The following is a 16,543-nucleotide window of genomic DNA, read 5'->3' on the forward strand; positions in this document are numbered from 1 at the left end:
CCATGGGAGAACTACAACTTCCCGAGATCAACTATGGCGCGCTGCTGCCGATGCTGATCCTCTTCGGAGCGGCGTGCGCCGGCGTGCTGGTCGAGGTGCTCGTACCGCAGAAGATCCGCAACAGTGTCCAGCTGGTGCTGTCACTGACCGCCGTGGTGGCGGCGCTGGCGGCCGTCGTGGTGCAGCGCGACACCCGGATCACCACGATCGGCGGCGCGGTCGCGATCGACGGGCCGTCGCTGTTCCTGCAGGGCGCCATCCTGGTGCTCGGCGCGGTGTCGCTGCTGCTGATCGGTGAGCGCACGATCGAGAAAGGCGGCGCGTTCGTCGCGCAGGCCGCGATCACCGTCGGCTCGCAGAAAGACCTGAGGCAGGCCGGCGGAGCGCCGGGCGCCACCGAGGTCTACCCGCTCACGTCGTTCGCCCTCGGCGGCATGATGCTGTTCGTCGCGGCGAACGACCTGCTCACCATGTTTGTGGCGCTGGAAGTCTTCTCCCTGCCGCTCTACCTGCTCTGCGCGCTGGCTCGTCGCCGGCGGCTGCTCAGCCAGGAAGCGGCGTTGAAGTACTTCCTGCTCGGCTCGTACGCCTCGGCCTTCTTCCTGTTCGGCGTGGCCTTCATCTACGGCTTCGCCGGCGGGATCCAGCTGGAGGCCGTGCAGGCCGCGGTGGCGAACCCGCAGCGCAGCCAGGTGCTGCTCTACGCCGGTTTCGCACTGATCTCTATCGGTCTGCTCTTCAAGGCGGCGCTGGCGCCGTTCCACGTCTGGACGCCCGACGTCTACCAGGGGGCCCCGACACCGATCACCGCGTTCATGGCGGCCTGCACCAAGGTCGCCGCGTTCGGTGCGCTGCTGCGCATCCTGTACGTCGCGTTCGCCGGTGTGCAGTGGGACTTCCAGCCGGTCCTCGGGACGATCGCGGTGCTCACCATGTTCGTCGGCGCGATCCTGGCGGTGACACAGACCGACCTGAAGCGCCTGCTGGCCTACTCGTCGATCGCGAACGCCGGTTACCTGCTGGTCGGCGTGCTGGCGATGAACGAGGCGGGTCTGTCCAGCACGCTGTTCTATCTGGTCGCGTACGGCTTCTCGGTGCTCGCGGCGTTCGCGATCATCAGCCTGGTGCGGGACGCCGACGGCGAGGCCACCCACCTGTCCCGGTGGGCCGGCATCGGCCGGAAGAGCCCGCTGCTTGCTGCCACGTTCACGTTCGTCCTGCTCGCCTTCGCCGGCATTCCGCTGACCAGCGGCTTCATGAGCAAGTTCGCGGTCTTCGGAGCGGCGATCGAAGGCGGACAGACCTGGCTGGTGATCTTCGGTGTCATCTCCAGCATGCTGCTGGCGTTCCCGTACCTGCGGGTCGTCGTGCTGATGTGGCTCTCCGAGCCGGGCGAGACGACGCCGGCGGTCTCCATCCCGGGCTTCCTGACCGCCACGGCGCTGGGGCTCGGCGTGATCGCCACGGTGGCGCTGGGCGTGGCCCCGGCGCCGCTGCTGGAGCTGACCGAGCAGGCGGGCCAGTTCGTCCGCTGAGCGAGCGGGCCGGTTGGTCCGCTGAGCGAGCGGGCCAGTTGGTCCGCTGAGTGAGCGACCCGGTTCGCCCACTGACCGATTCGGACCATGCGAGGCCCCGGCTGGAGAGCCGGGGCCTCGGTGTTTATCGGACGTTTATCGCTTAATGCCTACTATGCGCGCCGTGTCTGACTCGACTGTCCTCATGGCGCCCGGATCCCCGCTCGTGGAGTCCATCGAGGCGTACCGCACCTGCGAGTTCGCGACGCTCACCAAGAGCGGCTCACCGGTCGCCTGGCCCACGTCCGGGCTGGTGAAGGCGGACGGGACGATCCTGCTGACCACGGCGCTGGGATACGCACAAAAGGCGTTCAACGTGCGCCGGGACGGCCGGGTCGCGCTGCTCTTCTCGAACCCCACCGCGAGCGGCCTGAAAAACCCCGGGCAAATCTTGGTACGCGGCCGCGCGACCTGCCCGGACGTCGTGCACACCGAGCCCAGGGGCGACCTGGGGCAGCTCTGGGGCCGGCTCATGGAGCGGCAGCCGAGCTCACAGGCCTACCTCGACTGGCCGATGACGCTGATGACCGATTTCTATTACATGCGTCTGCTCATCACGGTGACGCCGACCGAGGTGATCGAGCGTCCCCTCCCGCAGTCCGCTGGCGAATCCGCAGCACCGGCCGAGAACGGGCTGGCCGACAGTGGGCTGCTGGGTGCGGAGGTGCTCGCGGCGTTCGACTCGGTGGTGCTGACCGCGGTGGACGAGGCCGGCGCGCCGGTGTTGCTGCGGACCACTGTCACTGCGGAGGACGGCGGATACCGGGTCGCCGTACCCAGTGATGTGCTGGTCGCCGCCGGCCAGGCCGGGCTGCTCGTACACCGGCACGACGACAGCCTGTGGAACCTCTACAACGCGAGCGTCCGCGGCGAACTGGTCACCGACGAGCGAGGCTGGCTGCTCCGCCCGGAACGCCTCGTGGAGCCGGGCGCGCGACACGACGCCGGGCCCCTCGACCAGCTGCGAATCCTGCGGGCGACCCGAGCCGCCACAAAGAACTACCTGAACCGCCGCGGCCTGGCCCGCCCGTCAATCCCGTGGGCCGAGTACCGCACGATCCGCTCCCGAATCCGCAACCCCTGACCTCTCCGCCACGGCACTCGCAGAAGCACCCGGTGTGTGTCGAGTTGAGGCGCGCTCCGCACCCAAACTCGACACGCAAGCCGGACCGCCACCGACCGCGCGCCAGCCCGCAAGCTGGACCGCAACACCCGGACGTCCGCCGGAGAAGCGCACGCCGCGAGCATCCCGCCCGGTGTGTGTCGAGTTGAGGCGCGTATCGAACCCATAATCGACACACTCGTCGGGCCCGCGAGATCTTGGGCCGCTGTTCCTGTTGGGGTGTGGTTCGGGGACCACGATCGCCGCGAGAGCGCCACCGCAGCCCGCAGCCCGCAGCCCGCAGCCGACGGGATTTCAATCAACCAGCAGGGGTCCGCCCAGCCCAGCCGGTCCGGCTGGCGCCCAGGGCTGTCACATCGCCCCGAATCCAGGGCCCACCGTGTGCCCCCGACCCGCTTCTGCCCGGCCCGCTTCTGCCCGGCCCGGCCCGCTCCTGCCCGCCCCGCTCCTGCGACGGCGGGGCTCTCGCGTGTCAAATCGGGGTTCGGATTGCGCCTCGACTCGACACGCCAGTGCCTTCGGAGCCGGCCCACCGATCGGCCTGGCTGTAGCTCAAGCACCAACCACCACCCCGTACATTTGCTGTCGGATTTTGGATCTTGTCCCTTGCCACCCTGGGACTGAAACCGTCGGACCGGTATGGCATCGTGAGAAGCGTGGTGAGCACCGGTGATCTGACGCTGTCGTCGCTGGGCCTCGACGTCGATCCCGCGATGGACGCGTCGGTGTCGGCGACGCTGGCCGCTGTGGAGGAAGCGCTGCGCGGCCATGTGGCCAGCGCCGACCCTCTGGTGGCCGAGGCCTCGCGCCATCTCGCCGATGCCGGGGGCAAGCGGTTCCGGCCGTTGCTCGTGGCGCTCGGGGCGCAGTTCGGTGATCCCACCTCACCGCAGATCGTCGATGCGGCCAACGTGGTCGAGCTGACGCACCTCGCGACGCTCTACCACGACGACGTCATGGACGAGGCCGCCGTGCGCCGGGGCGCACCCAGTGCGAATGCGCGCTGGGGCAATTCGGTGGCGATCCTGGTCGGTGACTACCTCTTCGCGCAGGCCGCTGACCTGGCCGCCCAGCTCGGGACGGAGGCGGTGCACCTTCAGGCGCAGACGTTCGCCCGCCTGGTGCACGGCCAGATCGCCGAGACGGTCGGCCCGCGCGGCACCGACCCGATCGAGCACTACCTTGACGTGATCAAGGAGAAGACGGCTTCGCTGATCGCCACCGCGGCGCGGTTCGGCGGGCTCTTCTCCGGCGCCGAGCCGGGGCACGTCGAGGCGCTCGCGCAATACGGCGAGATCATCGGCATCGCTTTCCAGCTCTCCGACGACCTTCTGGACATCGCCTCCGAGTCGGTCCAGTCGGGCAAGACGCCCGGCACCGACCTGCGTGAGGGTGTGCCGACGCTGCCGGTGCTCTACGCGCTGGCCGGCGACGACACCGACGCGTCGGCGGTCCGGCTGCGAGAGCTGCTCTCGGCCGGCCCGATCACCGACGACGCCCTGCACGCCGAGGCGCTCACGCTGCTGCGCGAGTCGGCGGCGATGAAGCAGGCGCGCGAGACGGTCCGCACCTACACCGAGGACGCCCGCGCGAGCCTCGCCCCGCTCCCGACCGGCGAGGCCAAGCGGACCCTCGAAGCCCTCTGCGACTTCATCGCCGACCGCACCAACTGATCGCCGGTCCAGCCGAGCGATTCGCTCACGCTCAACCATTCTTGGGTACGCACTAAGCGCTCGCGTGCCGCCGCAACAACCGGCTTCCGAGCAGCATGAGCCCGGCCGCACTGAGCATCGCGACCGCCCCGGCCGTCCACATGGCCGGATAACCGGCGTAACCAGCGACGGCACCCAGACCGAGCGGCCCCACACAACCACCGGCGTAGACACCGGTCTGCGTGATCGACGTGGCCGCTGCCGGCGCTTGTGGGTGCAGCCGGACCACGGCGAAGTTCATCAGACCCGGCCACGCCCAGCCGAACCCGAAGCCGAGCACGATCCCGGCCACCATCGCCACCGGCCCGGGTGTCGCCAGCAGGGCCAGTCCAACGGCTCCGGCGGCGAGCAGGGCCGCGATCGTGCCGACCTGCCGGTCCGGGCGCCGGTCGGCCTGCCAGCCGCCGGTGATCCGGGCTATCGCGCAGATCGCGCCGCCAAGTGTCAGCGCCAGGCCGGCCGGTCCGGGCGCGATGCCACGGTCCACCGCGGAGGCGACCACGAAGGTGCCGAGCGCGTTCGCTGATCCGGCCGCCAGGGTCGCGGCCAGGCCGATGACGACAAGAGCCGTGGTGGCCTGTCCGGTCTCGGCGGCCCGGCGGCGATGGCCTGAGTCCCGGGGCACCAGCGGAATGGCCGCCGCCGCGGCCAGACCGGCCAGGACGAACGCCCAGCGCCATCCGACGGTCAGGGCCACCACCGGTACGGCCGCGCCGGCCAGCAGCGTGCTGATCGGGATGGCGGCCTGCTTGATGCCGAAGGTCAGCCCTTGCCGCCGGGCCGGAACGTGCCGGGACAGGCTGGTGTTGCTCGCCAGCTGTCCCATGGCATTGGCGGCGGCGCCGAGGGCGAGGATCGCCACGAGCGTCCACAGTGACCGCGCGAAGGCCGCTACCGCGATCAGGGAGACGGCGGCGAGGACGATGCCGGTCCGGGCGATCCGAGTCGCTCCGTAACGCTCGACGAGGGTTCCGGCCGGCACCGAAGCGAGCGCGCTCACTCCGAAGTAGGCGGATACGGCGAGACCGAGGCCGGCCGGGGAGAAATCAAGTTCCTCGCCGACCTGAACGGCGAGACCTCCGACCAGGAAGACGGGTATCGAAACAGCGATGGTCGTGGTAAGCGCCCCGGCCGTGACCCATCCCGCGTTCATGCTGGAGAAACCGGTTCCATTCGGGTTGATCTTCGCCTCTCGCACCCGTCGCAGACTAAGCCAGGATCGGCGTCTCCGGCTGCGCACAGTCCTATTGATCACACCCGCTGTGCAAATCGATCGTGATCCACATGGGTTTGGCATTCCGTCGACGAACGATTCTTCATATGGTGTAAGTCCCTGGGCCTCGGAGGTAGCTGTGCGTGACCCTCTAGCGGAGCCGTCAGATCTCATCCGGAGCGTGTCGCGCGCATTGCGCGTCCTGGAATCGGTCGGGCGGGCGCCGCGTGGACTCACCGTCAAGCAGATCGCTCGACGATGCGAGCTGACCGTCGCGACGACCTATCACCTGGTGCGAACGCTGGCCTACGAGGGATACGTGATCCGGCGTGAGGACGGCACGTACATCGTCGGGCTGGAGATAGCCGATCGATACCGTGAGCTGGTGTCCGCGTTCCGCGGCCCGCCGGCTGTCGGCGAGGCGCTGCGGCGTGCCGCCCTGGACACCGGTTACAGCCACTACCTCGGCCGCTTTGTCGGCGGCCGGATAGCGGTGACCGCTTCCGCCGAGGGTGCCCGCTCACCGTTTCTGGACGACGTCGCGCCCGGCTTCGACGAGGGCGGTCATGCCACCGCGCTCGGCAAGGCGCTGCTCGCCACGCTCACCCCGGACCAGCGGTCGCGATACCTGCGGGATTACGGCATGCGCGGATTCACCCCCACCACACTGACCACCCCGGAAGCCCTCGAGGCCGACCTGGCCGCCGGCGAGCGGCGGGGCATGCAGATCGAAATGGGACAGTTCCGGCAAGGGCTGGCCTCCGCGGCGGTGGTCGTCGTCGCGGATCGAGACATGGAACGCCGCCTTGTCCTGGCGTGCTCGATGCCGGCTGCCGAGATGCTGACCTCGGCGCGGGTGGTCCGGGCGAAACTCACCGCGGCCGCCCGAAATGTGGCCGAGGCGCTCTCCGGCGGCGAGTCCGCAACCGCCTGAATGGGTGGTGGCTCTCCGCGTTCGGGCCGCCACGGCCTGACCGGGGGCGCTAAGGATTCGTTGAACCTTCGTGCCTTTCACCGCGTACCAGAGACCGGGACGGTCGAGCCGGGCTGGAGGCGGTACGCATGCGATGCGAGGACGGGCACGATGACGCCGCCTATGTCCTCGGCGCGCTGTCGCCGGGGGAACGGGCCGCTTACGAGAGCCATCTGGCTTCCTGTTCGTTCTGCCGGGAAGCGGTCGCGGATCTTTCCCGCGTACCGGACATGCTTGATCGCCTTGACGCCGACGAGTTCGCGAAGCTGCTCGATCCCACTCTCGGCGCGCCGGTTCAGCGCCGCCGGCCAGCACCGGCATCCCGGCGCTCGCGCGCCCGGACTCTCTCGATCCGTGTTCTCAGCACCGCGGTGGCGGCCGTCCTGGTCCTGCTGATCGGTGGCGGCGTGGTCGCCTGGGGCCTGAATCAGGAGACTCCGACGACACAGCCGCCCGGACCGGCGCTCGCGATGACACCGGTCGGCGGTGTCTCCCCGATCACCGCCACGGTCCGGCTGAGCAGCACCCCGGGCGGCACCAAGGTCGAGATGCAGTGTTCGTACAGCGAGTCGGCGGATCAGGCGTACACGTTCCGGCTGATCGCGTACGGGCCGGATGAGCAGAAGGAACAGCTCGGGTCGTGGCTGGCGCAGCCCGGCACGGATTTCCGGATGCCCGGCGCGACCCACTTCGGCGAGGGCAGCCTCTCCAAGCTGGAGATCGTGCGGTTCGACGGGAAGGCGATGCTCGCGTACGACCTTCCCGGGTTCGACTGAGACACCTCCCGCAGAGGTCAGCGGGAGGGCAGGGCGGCGGCGGCCGACCCGCCGGCGGTGGCGGCCGTCGCGGCGGCCGCCGCACGTTCCCGCGCCGCGGCCCGGGTGTGCCGGATGCCGTCGAAGGTGAAGACCACCAGCGCGAGCCAGACCAGACCGAACCCGGCAAGTCGGGCCGCCGGCATCGGCTCGTGGTAGATCAGCACACCGCAGGCCAGCTGAAGGATCGGCGCCACGTACTGCAGGATGCCGAGGCCGACGAGCGGCACCCGGTTCGCGGCGCCGGCGAAGAGCAGCAGCGGGATCGCGGTGGCGATGCCGGAGACCAGCATCAGGGCGGTGTGCGTCGCCGACACGTGCCCGAACTCGGCGCCACCGGACAGGTTCAACCAGGTCAGGTACGCGAGAGCGGGCAGAGCCAGCACACCCGACTCGACGAACAGCCCCTCGGCCGGCGGCAGCGACATCCGCTTCTTGATCAGGCCGTAGCAGCCGAACGAGGCGGCCAGGGTCAGCGCGACGTACGGCAGGTGCCCGTAGTCGAGGGTGAGGATCACGACCGCCAGTGCGCCGATCCCGACCGCGACCCACTGCCAGGCTCTGACCCGTTCGCGCAGCACGGTGACGCCGAGCAGGACGCTGACCAGCGGAGTGATGAAGTAACCCAGTGCTGTCTCGACCACCCGTGACGAGTTCACCGCCGCGATGTACGTGCCCCAGTTGATGCCGATCAGGATCGCGGCCAGGGTGATGCCGCCGAGCAGGCGCGGGGTGCGCAGGAGCCGGCCGAGGAACGACCAGTTGCGGGCCACGGTGAGCACCAGCGCCACGAACAGCACGGACCAGACGATCCGGTGCGCGAGGATCTCCAAGGCCGGCGAGGGCTGCAGCAGCTTGAAGTAGATGGGGAAGAAGCCCCAGAGCGTGTACGCCGTCAGGCCGTACAGATAACCGCGCCGCTCTTCGCTCATGCCCTCACCGTAAGGCGCGGGATGGGGAGCGGTCCTTGCTGTTGTGACTCCGGACACCAGGCCAATTCACGGTGCCTGGCCTGTTGATCAGGAGGGCACCGGCAGGGTGCCCTCCTGAATCGCTGTCAGTTGTCGCCGTCCGGAACCAGCATGTTCAGCACCCAGCTCACGACACCGACCAGCAGCGCGCCGAGAAGCGCGGCCGGCCAGAAGCTGTCGACGTGGAAGCCGAGGTCGAGCTCACCGGCGATCCAGCTGGTGAGCAGGAACAGCAGGCCGTTCACGACGAGCGCGACCAGGCCGAGCGTGAGAACGTAGAGGCCGCAGCCGAGAACCTTGATGATCGGCCGCAGGATCGCGTTGACCACACCGAAAATCACCGCGACGGCGATCAGCGTGCCGGCCTTGCCGGCCGCCGTTTCGGAGGTGAGGTCGATTCCGTCGATCACCAGGGTCGCGATCCACAGTGAGACGGCCGTGATCAACAGCCGGATGAGGATGCCCATGGCAGGGGATCGTGCCACGCGCGGGCCAGCGGTGGGAGCGACACCCCGCGATCTTCATCCAGGTGCGACCGGAGAACCCGCTCAGATCGAGATTTGTCGCTTATTTCGCTGTAGGGCGAGGATGCGTGCGGGCTGCCCGATCAGGACTTTCTCGACGGATGTCGGGGTGAGCGCCGCCCAGCGGACCGCCTGCGTCGTGACGACGGCGACCGTGCCGGGACTCATCCGGGTCAGCAGTCCGGCGGTCTCGCCGAGAGCGAGGGCGGGCCCGAGCGACGCGGCCTCGTCCGGGGTGAGCGGCTGAAGCAGCAACAGGTCGGCGGAGGCGGCGAGACCGGCGTCCACCTGTTCGAGAACGGTCAGTGTGGTCACCCACGGAAGCGTCACGCCGATGCCCGGGGCGCCGCTGTCCTGAACGAGGAGAACGGGCCGCAGTGGCGAGCCGGCCGGTGGCTCGCCGGATGTGGAGGAAAGCAGCCTCAGCGACTCGTCGCCGTCCAGGCCGTGCAGCAGGGGTGCCCAGGCCGCCGGCCGGTCCGTGCTGACCAGGACGCGGGCGCCGACGGCCAGCGCGCGGAAGGCGATCAGCTGCGCGCACCGGGTCGTGCCGACCAGGACCATCCGGGTCGGCTCGGGGCGGAACGGACGGATCAGCACCGGGCGGCCCTGACGGCTGCGTCCGAGCATCAGCCCGTGGTTGATCACGGGCAGAGCCAAGCCGTGCGACGACGGTCCGCTTTGATGGGAAGCGGTCGCCAGGGGGAGTGTCGCTGCCAGGCCGGCCAGCTGCTCGCCGTCGTGGTGTTGAGCGGTCATCCGCTCGCTCGCCAGCAGCCGGCCGAGATCTTGGATGGCCGTATCCAGCGTGGGAGCAGCGACCCGGACCAGCAGAGATGGTGGGTCGAAGGTCAGGGCCACCGTTGTTGCGGTCGCGGGCAGGTGCAGCAGCCGGGAGATCAGCCGCGCGGAGATCCCTGCTCCGGGCTCGGGCGTGCATCGAAACGTCACCTGAGCCAGACCGCCGACCGCCAGGCCGGTCCATGTTTCGTGCAGGCCGGCGCCCGCCTCGGCATGTGCCAGCTCGGCGATCACGCGTACCAACGCTGTCTCGGTCAACGGCCCGGCGGCCGAAGTTCCCAGCTCGCGCCGCAGTTTGCGGATCGCGGCCGTCAGGGCGCGACGCAGATCCTCGTCCGACTCGGTGCCCTGGCGCAGCGCCCGGATCGCCAGAATCATCCGGAATCGTGCCAGCGGATCACCGCGGCTCAGCGACCGATAGGAGATCGCGGCCGGGCCGGCGCGGGCGGTCGTCGCCGGAACGCCGGTCAGCACCAGCTGGAGCCGGATCGCCGGATCAAGATCCAGTGAGTCGAAGCGCGGCAGCGTGGGCAGCTCGACGAGCGTGGTCAGGCCGAGATCGTCGATCAGGACGGCGGCCGGCGCGCCGGACAGCCTCGTCGTCGCCAGCCGGGTCCGCGGCGCGACCAGGGCCAGGATCGCGGGCGGATCGCCGAGCGCCCGGATGTGGCGGCGCGCGGCGAATCGCGCCACGAGGCCGAGCCATTCGAACACCCAGCGGCCGCGGACGCGTACCCAAGTGATCGTCAGCAAGCCGGCGGCGGCGCACGCGGCGCAAGTCACCGCGAGGCCGCCGCCTGCGGCGCCGAGAAGCATCAGTACGGCGGCGGCCTGCGTTGCCACCAGCTGATTCATGGGTACGCGCGAAAGCCGTCCACTCCGGACGGAAAGCTGCCCGGTCACCGGCTCATGGTAGGGCTCGGGCAGCGGGCGGACGAGGTTGTCCACAGGCGGTTGGCCCGGTTGTCCACAGGCTGCGAATCGCGCCGTCCTGATGACCTGAATCCGGCTAACGTCGGCTGCGAAATCGCACGTCTAGTGATCTGTGTCGATGGCGTGCGACAGTCCACAACAGATGTTCCGGCGAGGGTCGAGGGGCGGATCCGGAAATGACCGAAACGCAGGCCGAATTGGCGGTGATGACTCGCACCGCGGCGAAGTTCGATCAAGTGAACGATGCGCTGCAAGGCACGTTGCGAGGCTTGATGTCCGAGTTGTCGGTGTTGCAGGGCGCCTGGCGCGGGCTCGGTGCGGAGGCGTTCGAGCGGGCCAGGTCTCAGTACGCGGCCGATCTGCGGCGACTCGGCGGAGCACTCGCCGAAACCGCCGAGGCGATCCGATCGGCGGGCGGCGGATATCAGGCCGCCGACGCGGGCGCGGCAGCCCGGATGGCCCGGTCCGGTGGCTCGATCGAGCTCCCGCTCTGATTGCCGGGGGAAATCGATGAATGACGGTCTTCTCCGGGTCAGCTTCGTAGCGTTGCGGCAGGCCGGCGCGGACATCGACAAGGCGCTGCTCGCCCTGCGCGCTCAGCTCGACCAGCTGGAGCGCGACGCCGGCCCACTCGTGGCGACCTGGTCCGGCACGGCCCGGGAGGCGTACGAGCAACGCCAGGCCACCTGGCGTGCCGCCTCCGAGGATCTCCAGACGATCCTGCGGCAGATCAGGGTTGCTCTGGACGAGTCGGCGGCCGATTATGCGGAGACCGAACGGGTGGCTACCCAGCGGTTCGGGTGACCGCGCCAGGCGGCGATTTGGCATCGCCCGTTCGCGTACTGGCGGCGGCGACTTGCGCAACTACCATCGGTGGTTGGATGATCGCGCCCGGCGATCAATAGTGGTTCGCGGGGTCCGCTGGATCTCGTGCCGGGAACACTGCGAAAACGACTCGGTAGTCAGCATGCCGCCGCCCATTGTGATTGCGGCCTGACCTTGTAGGTTATACGCGTTGAGTTGGCTCGTTCGCGGCGTGGCGCTTCGCAGTGTAGGGAGAGGGTGGACGTGTCCGAGTGGGAACCGGCTACGGACGCCGAGGTCGCGATGCGCGATGCGTTGCGCACCGATGACCAGGAGTCCTACTTCCGCATTCTCTCCGGTGTCGACCTTCTGTTACCAGTTTCTGCCGACGCGTTAGCGGGTCTGGCACCACTGGGCTGGGGGACGTGGAGCACCGGTGGGCGTACGCATGTGCTCGCCTTCACCTCTCAGGCCGCACTGAAGTCGTGCCTCGCCGACTACACCGGTTCGGCACGACGCGTGCCTTATGCGGAGTTGGCCAACACCTGGCCCAACCTCGAGTGGTGGCTCGCCGTCAACCCCGGCCTGCCCGTCGAGGGATACCTTCCGGCCTGGTTCGTGGCCCAGCTCGCCCGTGGCGACCTGCGGCTGCCGACCCGTGGCCCGGGTCGCGAGGTGCAGGGCTCCGCGTCGAAGATCCAGGAGATCGGTGCGGCGGCGCTCGCTGCCAACCGGAGCTCCGAGGCCGTCGGCGGGCCTACTCATGACTCTTCGCCGGTTGCCGTTCCCGCGGCTGCCGGGGCACTCGCTCCCGCTGTTCCGCCGGTTGGCGCTGCTCCGGCCGGGCCTGGTGGCCTGCCGGTCCGCCCGTCGGCCGCGCCCGCTTCCACACCTGGTGGCCTGCCGGTCCGTGGCGCGGAGGCGCCGGTTGGTGCTGCTCCGGCTGGGCCTGGTGGTTTGCCGGTTCGTGCTCCCGAGGCGCCGGCTTCGACGCCTGCGGGCCTGCCTGTGCGGACGCCTGGCACGGCTGCTCCTGGCGGGACCCCGGCTGCCTATCAGCCGCCGGCGGCCTATCAGGCTCCGGCTGTTCCGGCGCCGGCGGCCTATCAGGCTCCGGCTGTCCCGGCGCCGGCGGCCTATCAAGCTCCGGCTGTCCCGGCGGCCGCCCCGAGTGCTTCCCCGTTTGGTGCTCCCGCGTCGGCTGCCCCGCGGGCGACTCCGGCTCCGGCCGGCGCGCCTGCCGCTTATCAGCCGCCTGCGGCTCCGCCGTTGCCCGCTCGTCCGGCCGGTCCGGCCATCGGTGGGCCGACGCCGGGTGCCGGTCTGGCGACGCCGGGCTGGGACAAGCCGTCCGGCCAGTTCAGCCCGGAGCAGGACCCGCGCGGCCCGCTGCAGGACCTGGGCGCTCCGCTGCCGGTCCGGCAGCCGATGGCCAACACGCCGCCGGTTCCGGAGCACGTCGCGCCGTACGACCCGGCCGAGACGGAGTTCGCGCCGAACTGGTCGGGCCAGCGCCCGCCAGGGGCTCCGGCCGGCCCCGCTCCGGCCGGCCCCGCTCCGGCTGGACCCGCTCCGGCTGGACCCGCTCCGGCTGGACCCGCTCCGGCTGGACCCGCTCCGGCTGGACCCGCTCCGGCTGGCCCCGCGTCCGCTGCTCCTGCGTCCGCGCCGCCTGCCTCGCCGTTCGCACGGCCCGCGCCTGCTACTCCTCAGTCCGCACCGCCGGCGCCTGCCGCTCCGGTCTCGGCCGCTCCGGCTTCCGGCGGCGGGCTTTCTTCCGGTGGCGGGCTTTCGGGGGCCGGTGCCGCTCTGCCGCGTCGTCAGCCCGGACAGTCGGCGGGGACCGGACAGGCCGGCAGCAGCGCTGCCGCGTTCACCAGCTTCCCGGGCTTCTCCAAGTCGGGGTCTACACCGGCGGCATCCGCACCGGCAGCGCCGGCCGCTCCGGCTCAGGCGCCGTCGTTCCCGCAGGGACCGGCATCTCCGCTGGCCGCGGCCGCTCAGGGCGTCGCCGGTTCCGGTCAGTCGGATCCGGCGCAGCCTGTCTCGGCTCTGCCGGCCTCAGGTCTACCGGCTTCGGGTCTGCCTGCTTCGGGTCTTCCGGCCTCGGCTCTGCCGGCTTCGGATGGACCCGGAAACGGTCTGCCTCGCCGTCAGGTCACCCCGCCGTCGGAGCGCCCCGCCTCGATGGCGGCCGCCGCACAGGCGCTCGGTAACCGCCAGCCGGCCGCTGAGCAGGCTCAGCCCGGTGCCGACCGCTTCGGTCCGTCCGGGCCGCCGCCGTCGATCCAGACGCTTCCGGCCGGAGCGCCCGCCGGTGCTCCCGGCCTCGCGCCGCCGGTAATCCCGGGACCCCCGGCCGCCCGTCCGGGGCTCGCTGCCGGATATGGCCCGGCAGCACCGGGCAGCCCAGCCGCTCCGGCAGTCCCGGCGGCCTACGCGGCGCCCCAGGCCCCGGCCGCTTCCGCAGCTCCTCAGGCTTACGCGGCTCCTAATGCCTACGCGCAGCCGGCAGCGGCTCCTAACGCCTACGCGCAGCCTGCAGCGGCTCCTGACGCCTACGCGGCTCCGGGATCGCCTGCTGTGCCCGGTGCTTACGCGGTTCCGGCTGTTCCGGCTCCTCCCGCTGCCTACGCCGCCCCGCCGGCGCCGCAGATCCCGGGCATGCCGCCGCAGGGCAGCCCGGCTTCGGCATACGCCGCGCCCGGTTACGGGAACGCGTACCAGACCCAGGTCATCCCGGTGGCACAGGCGAATTACGGGAACAACAACCCGGCCGCCTCCGGTCTCGGTGTGGCCGGTTCGGCAACCGGTGGTCAGTCGCCCGCGGACAGCGTCGACGCCGTCGAGTTCCTGCCTGCCAACGACGTCGAGCGCGACCTTCAGGACGCCGCCGACGCCGGTAACACCGACGTCTTCCTCTCCACGCTGCTGCTGGCGAACGTGCTGGTGCCGGTCGCGAGTCACTCCCGCCCGGGTAGTTCGCCGGGTGAGTCGGGCTTCGCGTTCCTGCCGGAAGAGGTCGACGGCGAGCGGTTCCTGATCGTCTTCACCAGCCGGGACCGGCTCTCCGATCACTTCGGCGAGCCGACCCGGACGGTCGGCGTCCGGTTCTACGACCTGATCCGCAACTGGCCCGACCAGGCCTGGTCGTTCGCGGTCAACCCGGGCACTCCGGTCGGGGCGAAATATCCGGGCGCGCAGATCATCGCGCTGGCGAACTGGGCCACCGAGGCCGGTCTCGGAGCGGAGCCGGTCGACGGCCCGACCGCCGAGGAGACCTTCAGCCCGGTTCCCGCACCGGAGCCGGCCAGTGACGAGGCGCAGTCCGCCACCGTCATGCAGAAGACGATCTCCGCGGCGCAGGTCGACTACTACCTGGACCGTGGGTACGACCGGGTTGCCGGTTTCGTGCACCGCGCCTCCGAGGTCGAGCACCTGCGCACCCCGGCTGAGCTGTTCGGCGCGCTCGGGCTCACCTACGAGGCCTCGCCGTTCCAGCAGGACGTCAAAGAGGCGTTCGTGCTGCGGTGGCCGGCGTACCGGCCGAGCCTGTACCGGATTCCGTACGGCGGTCAGAACGAGCAGGCGCTGCGCGCGATGGACGGCTGGGTGATCGAGCGGCCGCCGTTCCGGGGCAACGGGTTCGCGCCCGGCGAGGGCCGCGACGTGATCGCCGAGTTCAAGGTGGACAGTGTCCGGCTGCCGCACGGCGCCCAGCTGTGGCAGATCGACGCGGACGGCAACGAGCGGATGCTGGCGATCTTCGACACGGACGCCCCGTTGTGGCGCCGGGTGGGTGAGCAGTGATGCGTGACGGTTACGTGGTGACCTGGCAGGGCCGTGAGTACGACGCGGCGCCCGACGGGGACAAGGTGCGCATCTACGCCACCAGTCCCGAGGAGGGCTTCGACGAGGTCAAGCCGGGACGATACGTCCGGATCATCGAGCCTGACGAGTACGACGAGGTCGCGTACGTGCGTACCCTCTGCACCTGGCGCGGTGAGCCGTTTATCGTGCTCGCCGAGGCGGACAGCTGGCTGCGCCTGGAATACACGGGCGGCCGTGCTCCCGTCGCACGCCGGCTCGGCCTCGAAGAGTTCGATTACGGCGTCTACCAGGGCTGGGCTCCGGCCTCAGAGGTCCGCGACCTCTACGAACACAAAGTCTGAGAAGCAGGGTCAGGTCGGCGTCTTCAGCCAGCGGATGATCTCGCCGGTGACCACGTCGGGTGCTTCGCGGTGCAGGAAATGGCCGGTCTCCGGGATGAGACGCCACTCGTACGGCGCGGTCACATAGCGCCCTGAGCCCTGTGCAGTGCGCGGCAGCACCGCGGTGTCGAGCGAACCGTGCAGCTGCAGGGTCGGCACGTTCGACGGACGCTGCATCAGCTTGACGAAGCGATATCCCTGAAGGCGCAGCGCGCTACGCGCGACCCAGCGATATGCCTCCAGGGCGCAGAACGCCGCCTGCGGGATCTGCATGGCCTTACGGCATCGGTACGCGTAATCGCCGAACTCCTCCGAGTCAGCGAATTTCGGACTGCTCCATTTGGACATGAGCTCGCCGACCAGCGCGGCGTCGTCCCGGGTGAGCACGTGCTCGAACCTCGGCACCTGGAACCGGACGATGGCCGAGGACGCCGCGAACTGCCCGCGCGGATCGGCGAAGAGTGCCGCCCGCAGCCGCAACGGGTGTGCCGCGCCGAGCACGACGAGCCGGTTGACCAGTTTCGGGTGGAAGGATGCGGCCGCCCAGCCGACCATGCCGCCCGCCCCGGCGCCGACCACGGTCGCCGACCGCTCGCCGAGGGCGCGGATCAGGCCGGTGACGTCGGCAGCCATCGTGTATCCGTCGTAGCCTCGGGGTGGTTTGTCGCTGGCGCCGTAACCACGCAGGTCGATCGCGGCCGCCCGGAAGCCCGCGTCGGCGACGCTGACCATGATGTCGTGCCAGGCCCACCAGTACTCCGGGAAGCCGTGCAGGAACAGAACCAGCGGGCCGGTGCCGACCTCAGCGACGTGGAAACGGGTGCCGTTGGCGCCGACGAAGCGATGGCTCCACGGCCCATCCGTCAGTACGAACGACTCGTCCATGTGG

At 70.2% G+C, this 16,543-nt stretch carries 14 protein-coding genes; 9 read left to right on the forward strand and 5 right to left on the reverse strand.

Annotation, left to right across the window (positions count from 1 at the left end; genetic code table 11):
• The first annotated feature begins 2 nt into the window (after positions 1–2).
• The 3 genes from nuoN (at position 3) to B0I29_RS27340 (ending at position 4,370) form a co-directional block, all read left to right on the forward strand.
• A complete protein-coding gene (nuoN, locus tag B0I29_RS27330) occupies positions 3–1,535 on the forward strand; it encodes an NADH-quinone oxidoreductase subunit NuoN (protein WP_111651963.1) in 1,533 nt (510 codons plus the stop codon).
• 163 nt (positions 1,536–1,698) lie between these two features.
• On the forward strand, positions 1,699–2,658 hold the full coding sequence (locus B0I29_RS27335) for a pyridoxamine 5'-phosphate oxidase family protein (protein WP_220091411.1): 960 nt from the start codon (positions 1,699–1,701) through the stop codon (positions 2,656–2,658).
• A gap of 752 nt (positions 2,659–3,410) precedes the next feature.
• Positions 3,411–4,370 carry a polyprenyl synthetase family protein gene (locus tag B0I29_RS27340; protein WP_245972785.1) on the forward strand — a complete coding sequence of 320 codons (960 nt, stop codon included), beginning with the start codon at positions 3,411–3,413 and terminating at the stop codon, positions 4,368–4,370.
• A 52-nt stretch (positions 4,371–4,422) separates the two neighbouring features.
• Here B0I29_RS27340 and B0I29_RS27345 read toward each other — a convergent pair whose 3' ends face one another.
• Positions 4,423–5,562, reverse strand: coding sequence for an MFS transporter (locus B0I29_RS27345; RefSeq protein WP_111652113.1), 1,140 nt, complete (start codon positions 5,560–5,562; stop codon positions 4,423–4,425).
• 199 nt (positions 5,563–5,761) lie between these two features.
• Here B0I29_RS27345 and B0I29_RS27350 point away from each other — a divergent pair, with 199 nt between their 5' ends.
• Positions 5,762–6,556, forward strand: a complete 795-nt coding sequence (locus B0I29_RS27350) for an IclR family transcriptional regulator (protein ID WP_111651966.1) — start codon at positions 5,762–5,764, stop codon at positions 6,554–6,556.
• Between the two features lie 128 nt (positions 6,557–6,684).
• Positions 6,685–7,371, forward strand: a complete 687-nt coding sequence (locus tag B0I29_RS27355; RefSeq protein WP_111651967.1) for an anti-sigma factor — start codon at positions 6,685–6,687, stop codon at positions 7,369–7,371.
• A gap of 17 nt (positions 7,372–7,388) precedes the next feature.
• Here the strand turns inward: B0I29_RS27355 and rarD are convergent, their stop codons facing one another.
• The 3 genes from rarD to B0I29_RS27370 form a co-directional block, all read right to left on the reverse strand.
• The gene (rarD, locus tag B0I29_RS27360; RefSeq protein ID WP_111651968.1) at positions 7,389–8,342 is read right to left on the reverse strand and encodes an EamA family transporter RarD; all 954 of its coding nucleotides are present in this window, start codon (positions 8,340–8,342) and stop codon (positions 7,389–7,391) included.
• Between the two features lie 125 nt (positions 8,343–8,467).
• A complete protein-coding gene (locus B0I29_RS27365) occupies positions 8,468–8,848 on the reverse strand; it encodes a phage holin family protein (RefSeq protein ID WP_111651969.1) in 381 nt (126 codons plus the stop codon).
• An 81-nt stretch (positions 8,849–8,929) separates the two neighbouring features.
• Positions 8,930–10,609, reverse strand: coding sequence for a type VII secretion protein EccE (locus tag B0I29_RS27370; RefSeq protein WP_146616895.1), 1,680 nt, complete (start codon positions 10,607–10,609; stop codon positions 8,930–8,932).
• A 206-nt stretch (positions 10,610–10,815) separates the two neighbouring features.
• Between B0I29_RS27370 and B0I29_RS27375 the strand changes: the two genes are divergently transcribed.
• The 4 genes from B0I29_RS27375 (at position 10,816) to B0I29_RS27395 (ending at position 15,615) form a co-directional block, all read left to right on the forward strand.
• Entirely contained in the window at positions 10,816–11,133 is a 318-nt protein-coding gene (locus tag B0I29_RS27375; RefSeq protein WP_111651971.1) for a WXG100 family type VII secretion target, read from the forward strand.
• A 16-nt stretch (positions 11,134–11,149) separates the two neighbouring features.
• Positions 11,150–11,443, forward strand: coding sequence for a WXG100 family type VII secretion target (locus B0I29_RS27380; protein ID WP_111651972.1), 294 nt, complete (start codon positions 11,150–11,152; stop codon positions 11,441–11,443).
• Between the two features lie 264 nt (positions 11,444–11,707).
• Positions 11,708–15,253, forward strand: coding sequence for an SseB family protein (locus tag B0I29_RS46925; RefSeq protein ID WP_245972766.1), 3,546 nt, complete (start codon positions 11,708–11,710; stop codon positions 15,251–15,253).
• On the forward strand, positions 15,250–15,615 hold the full coding sequence (locus B0I29_RS27395; protein WP_111651973.1) for a hypothetical protein: 366 nt from the start codon (positions 15,250–15,252) through the stop codon (positions 15,613–15,615). Before B0I29_RS46925 ends, B0I29_RS27395 begins: the two co-directional genes overlap by 4 nt.
• Positions 15,616–15,624: 9 nt before the next feature.
• Here B0I29_RS27395 and B0I29_RS27400 read toward each other — a convergent pair whose 3' ends face one another.
• Entirely contained in the window at positions 15,625–16,539 is a 915-nt protein-coding gene (locus B0I29_RS27400; RefSeq protein ID WP_111651974.1) for an alpha/beta fold hydrolase, read from the reverse strand.
• Between the last annotated feature and the right edge of the window lie 4 nt (positions 16,540–16,543).

It is taken from the genome of Actinoplanes lutulentus, assembly GCF_003259845.1.
Lineage (GTDB): Bacteria > Actinomycetota > Actinomycetes > Mycobacteriales > Micromonosporaceae > Actinoplanes > Actinoplanes lutulentus.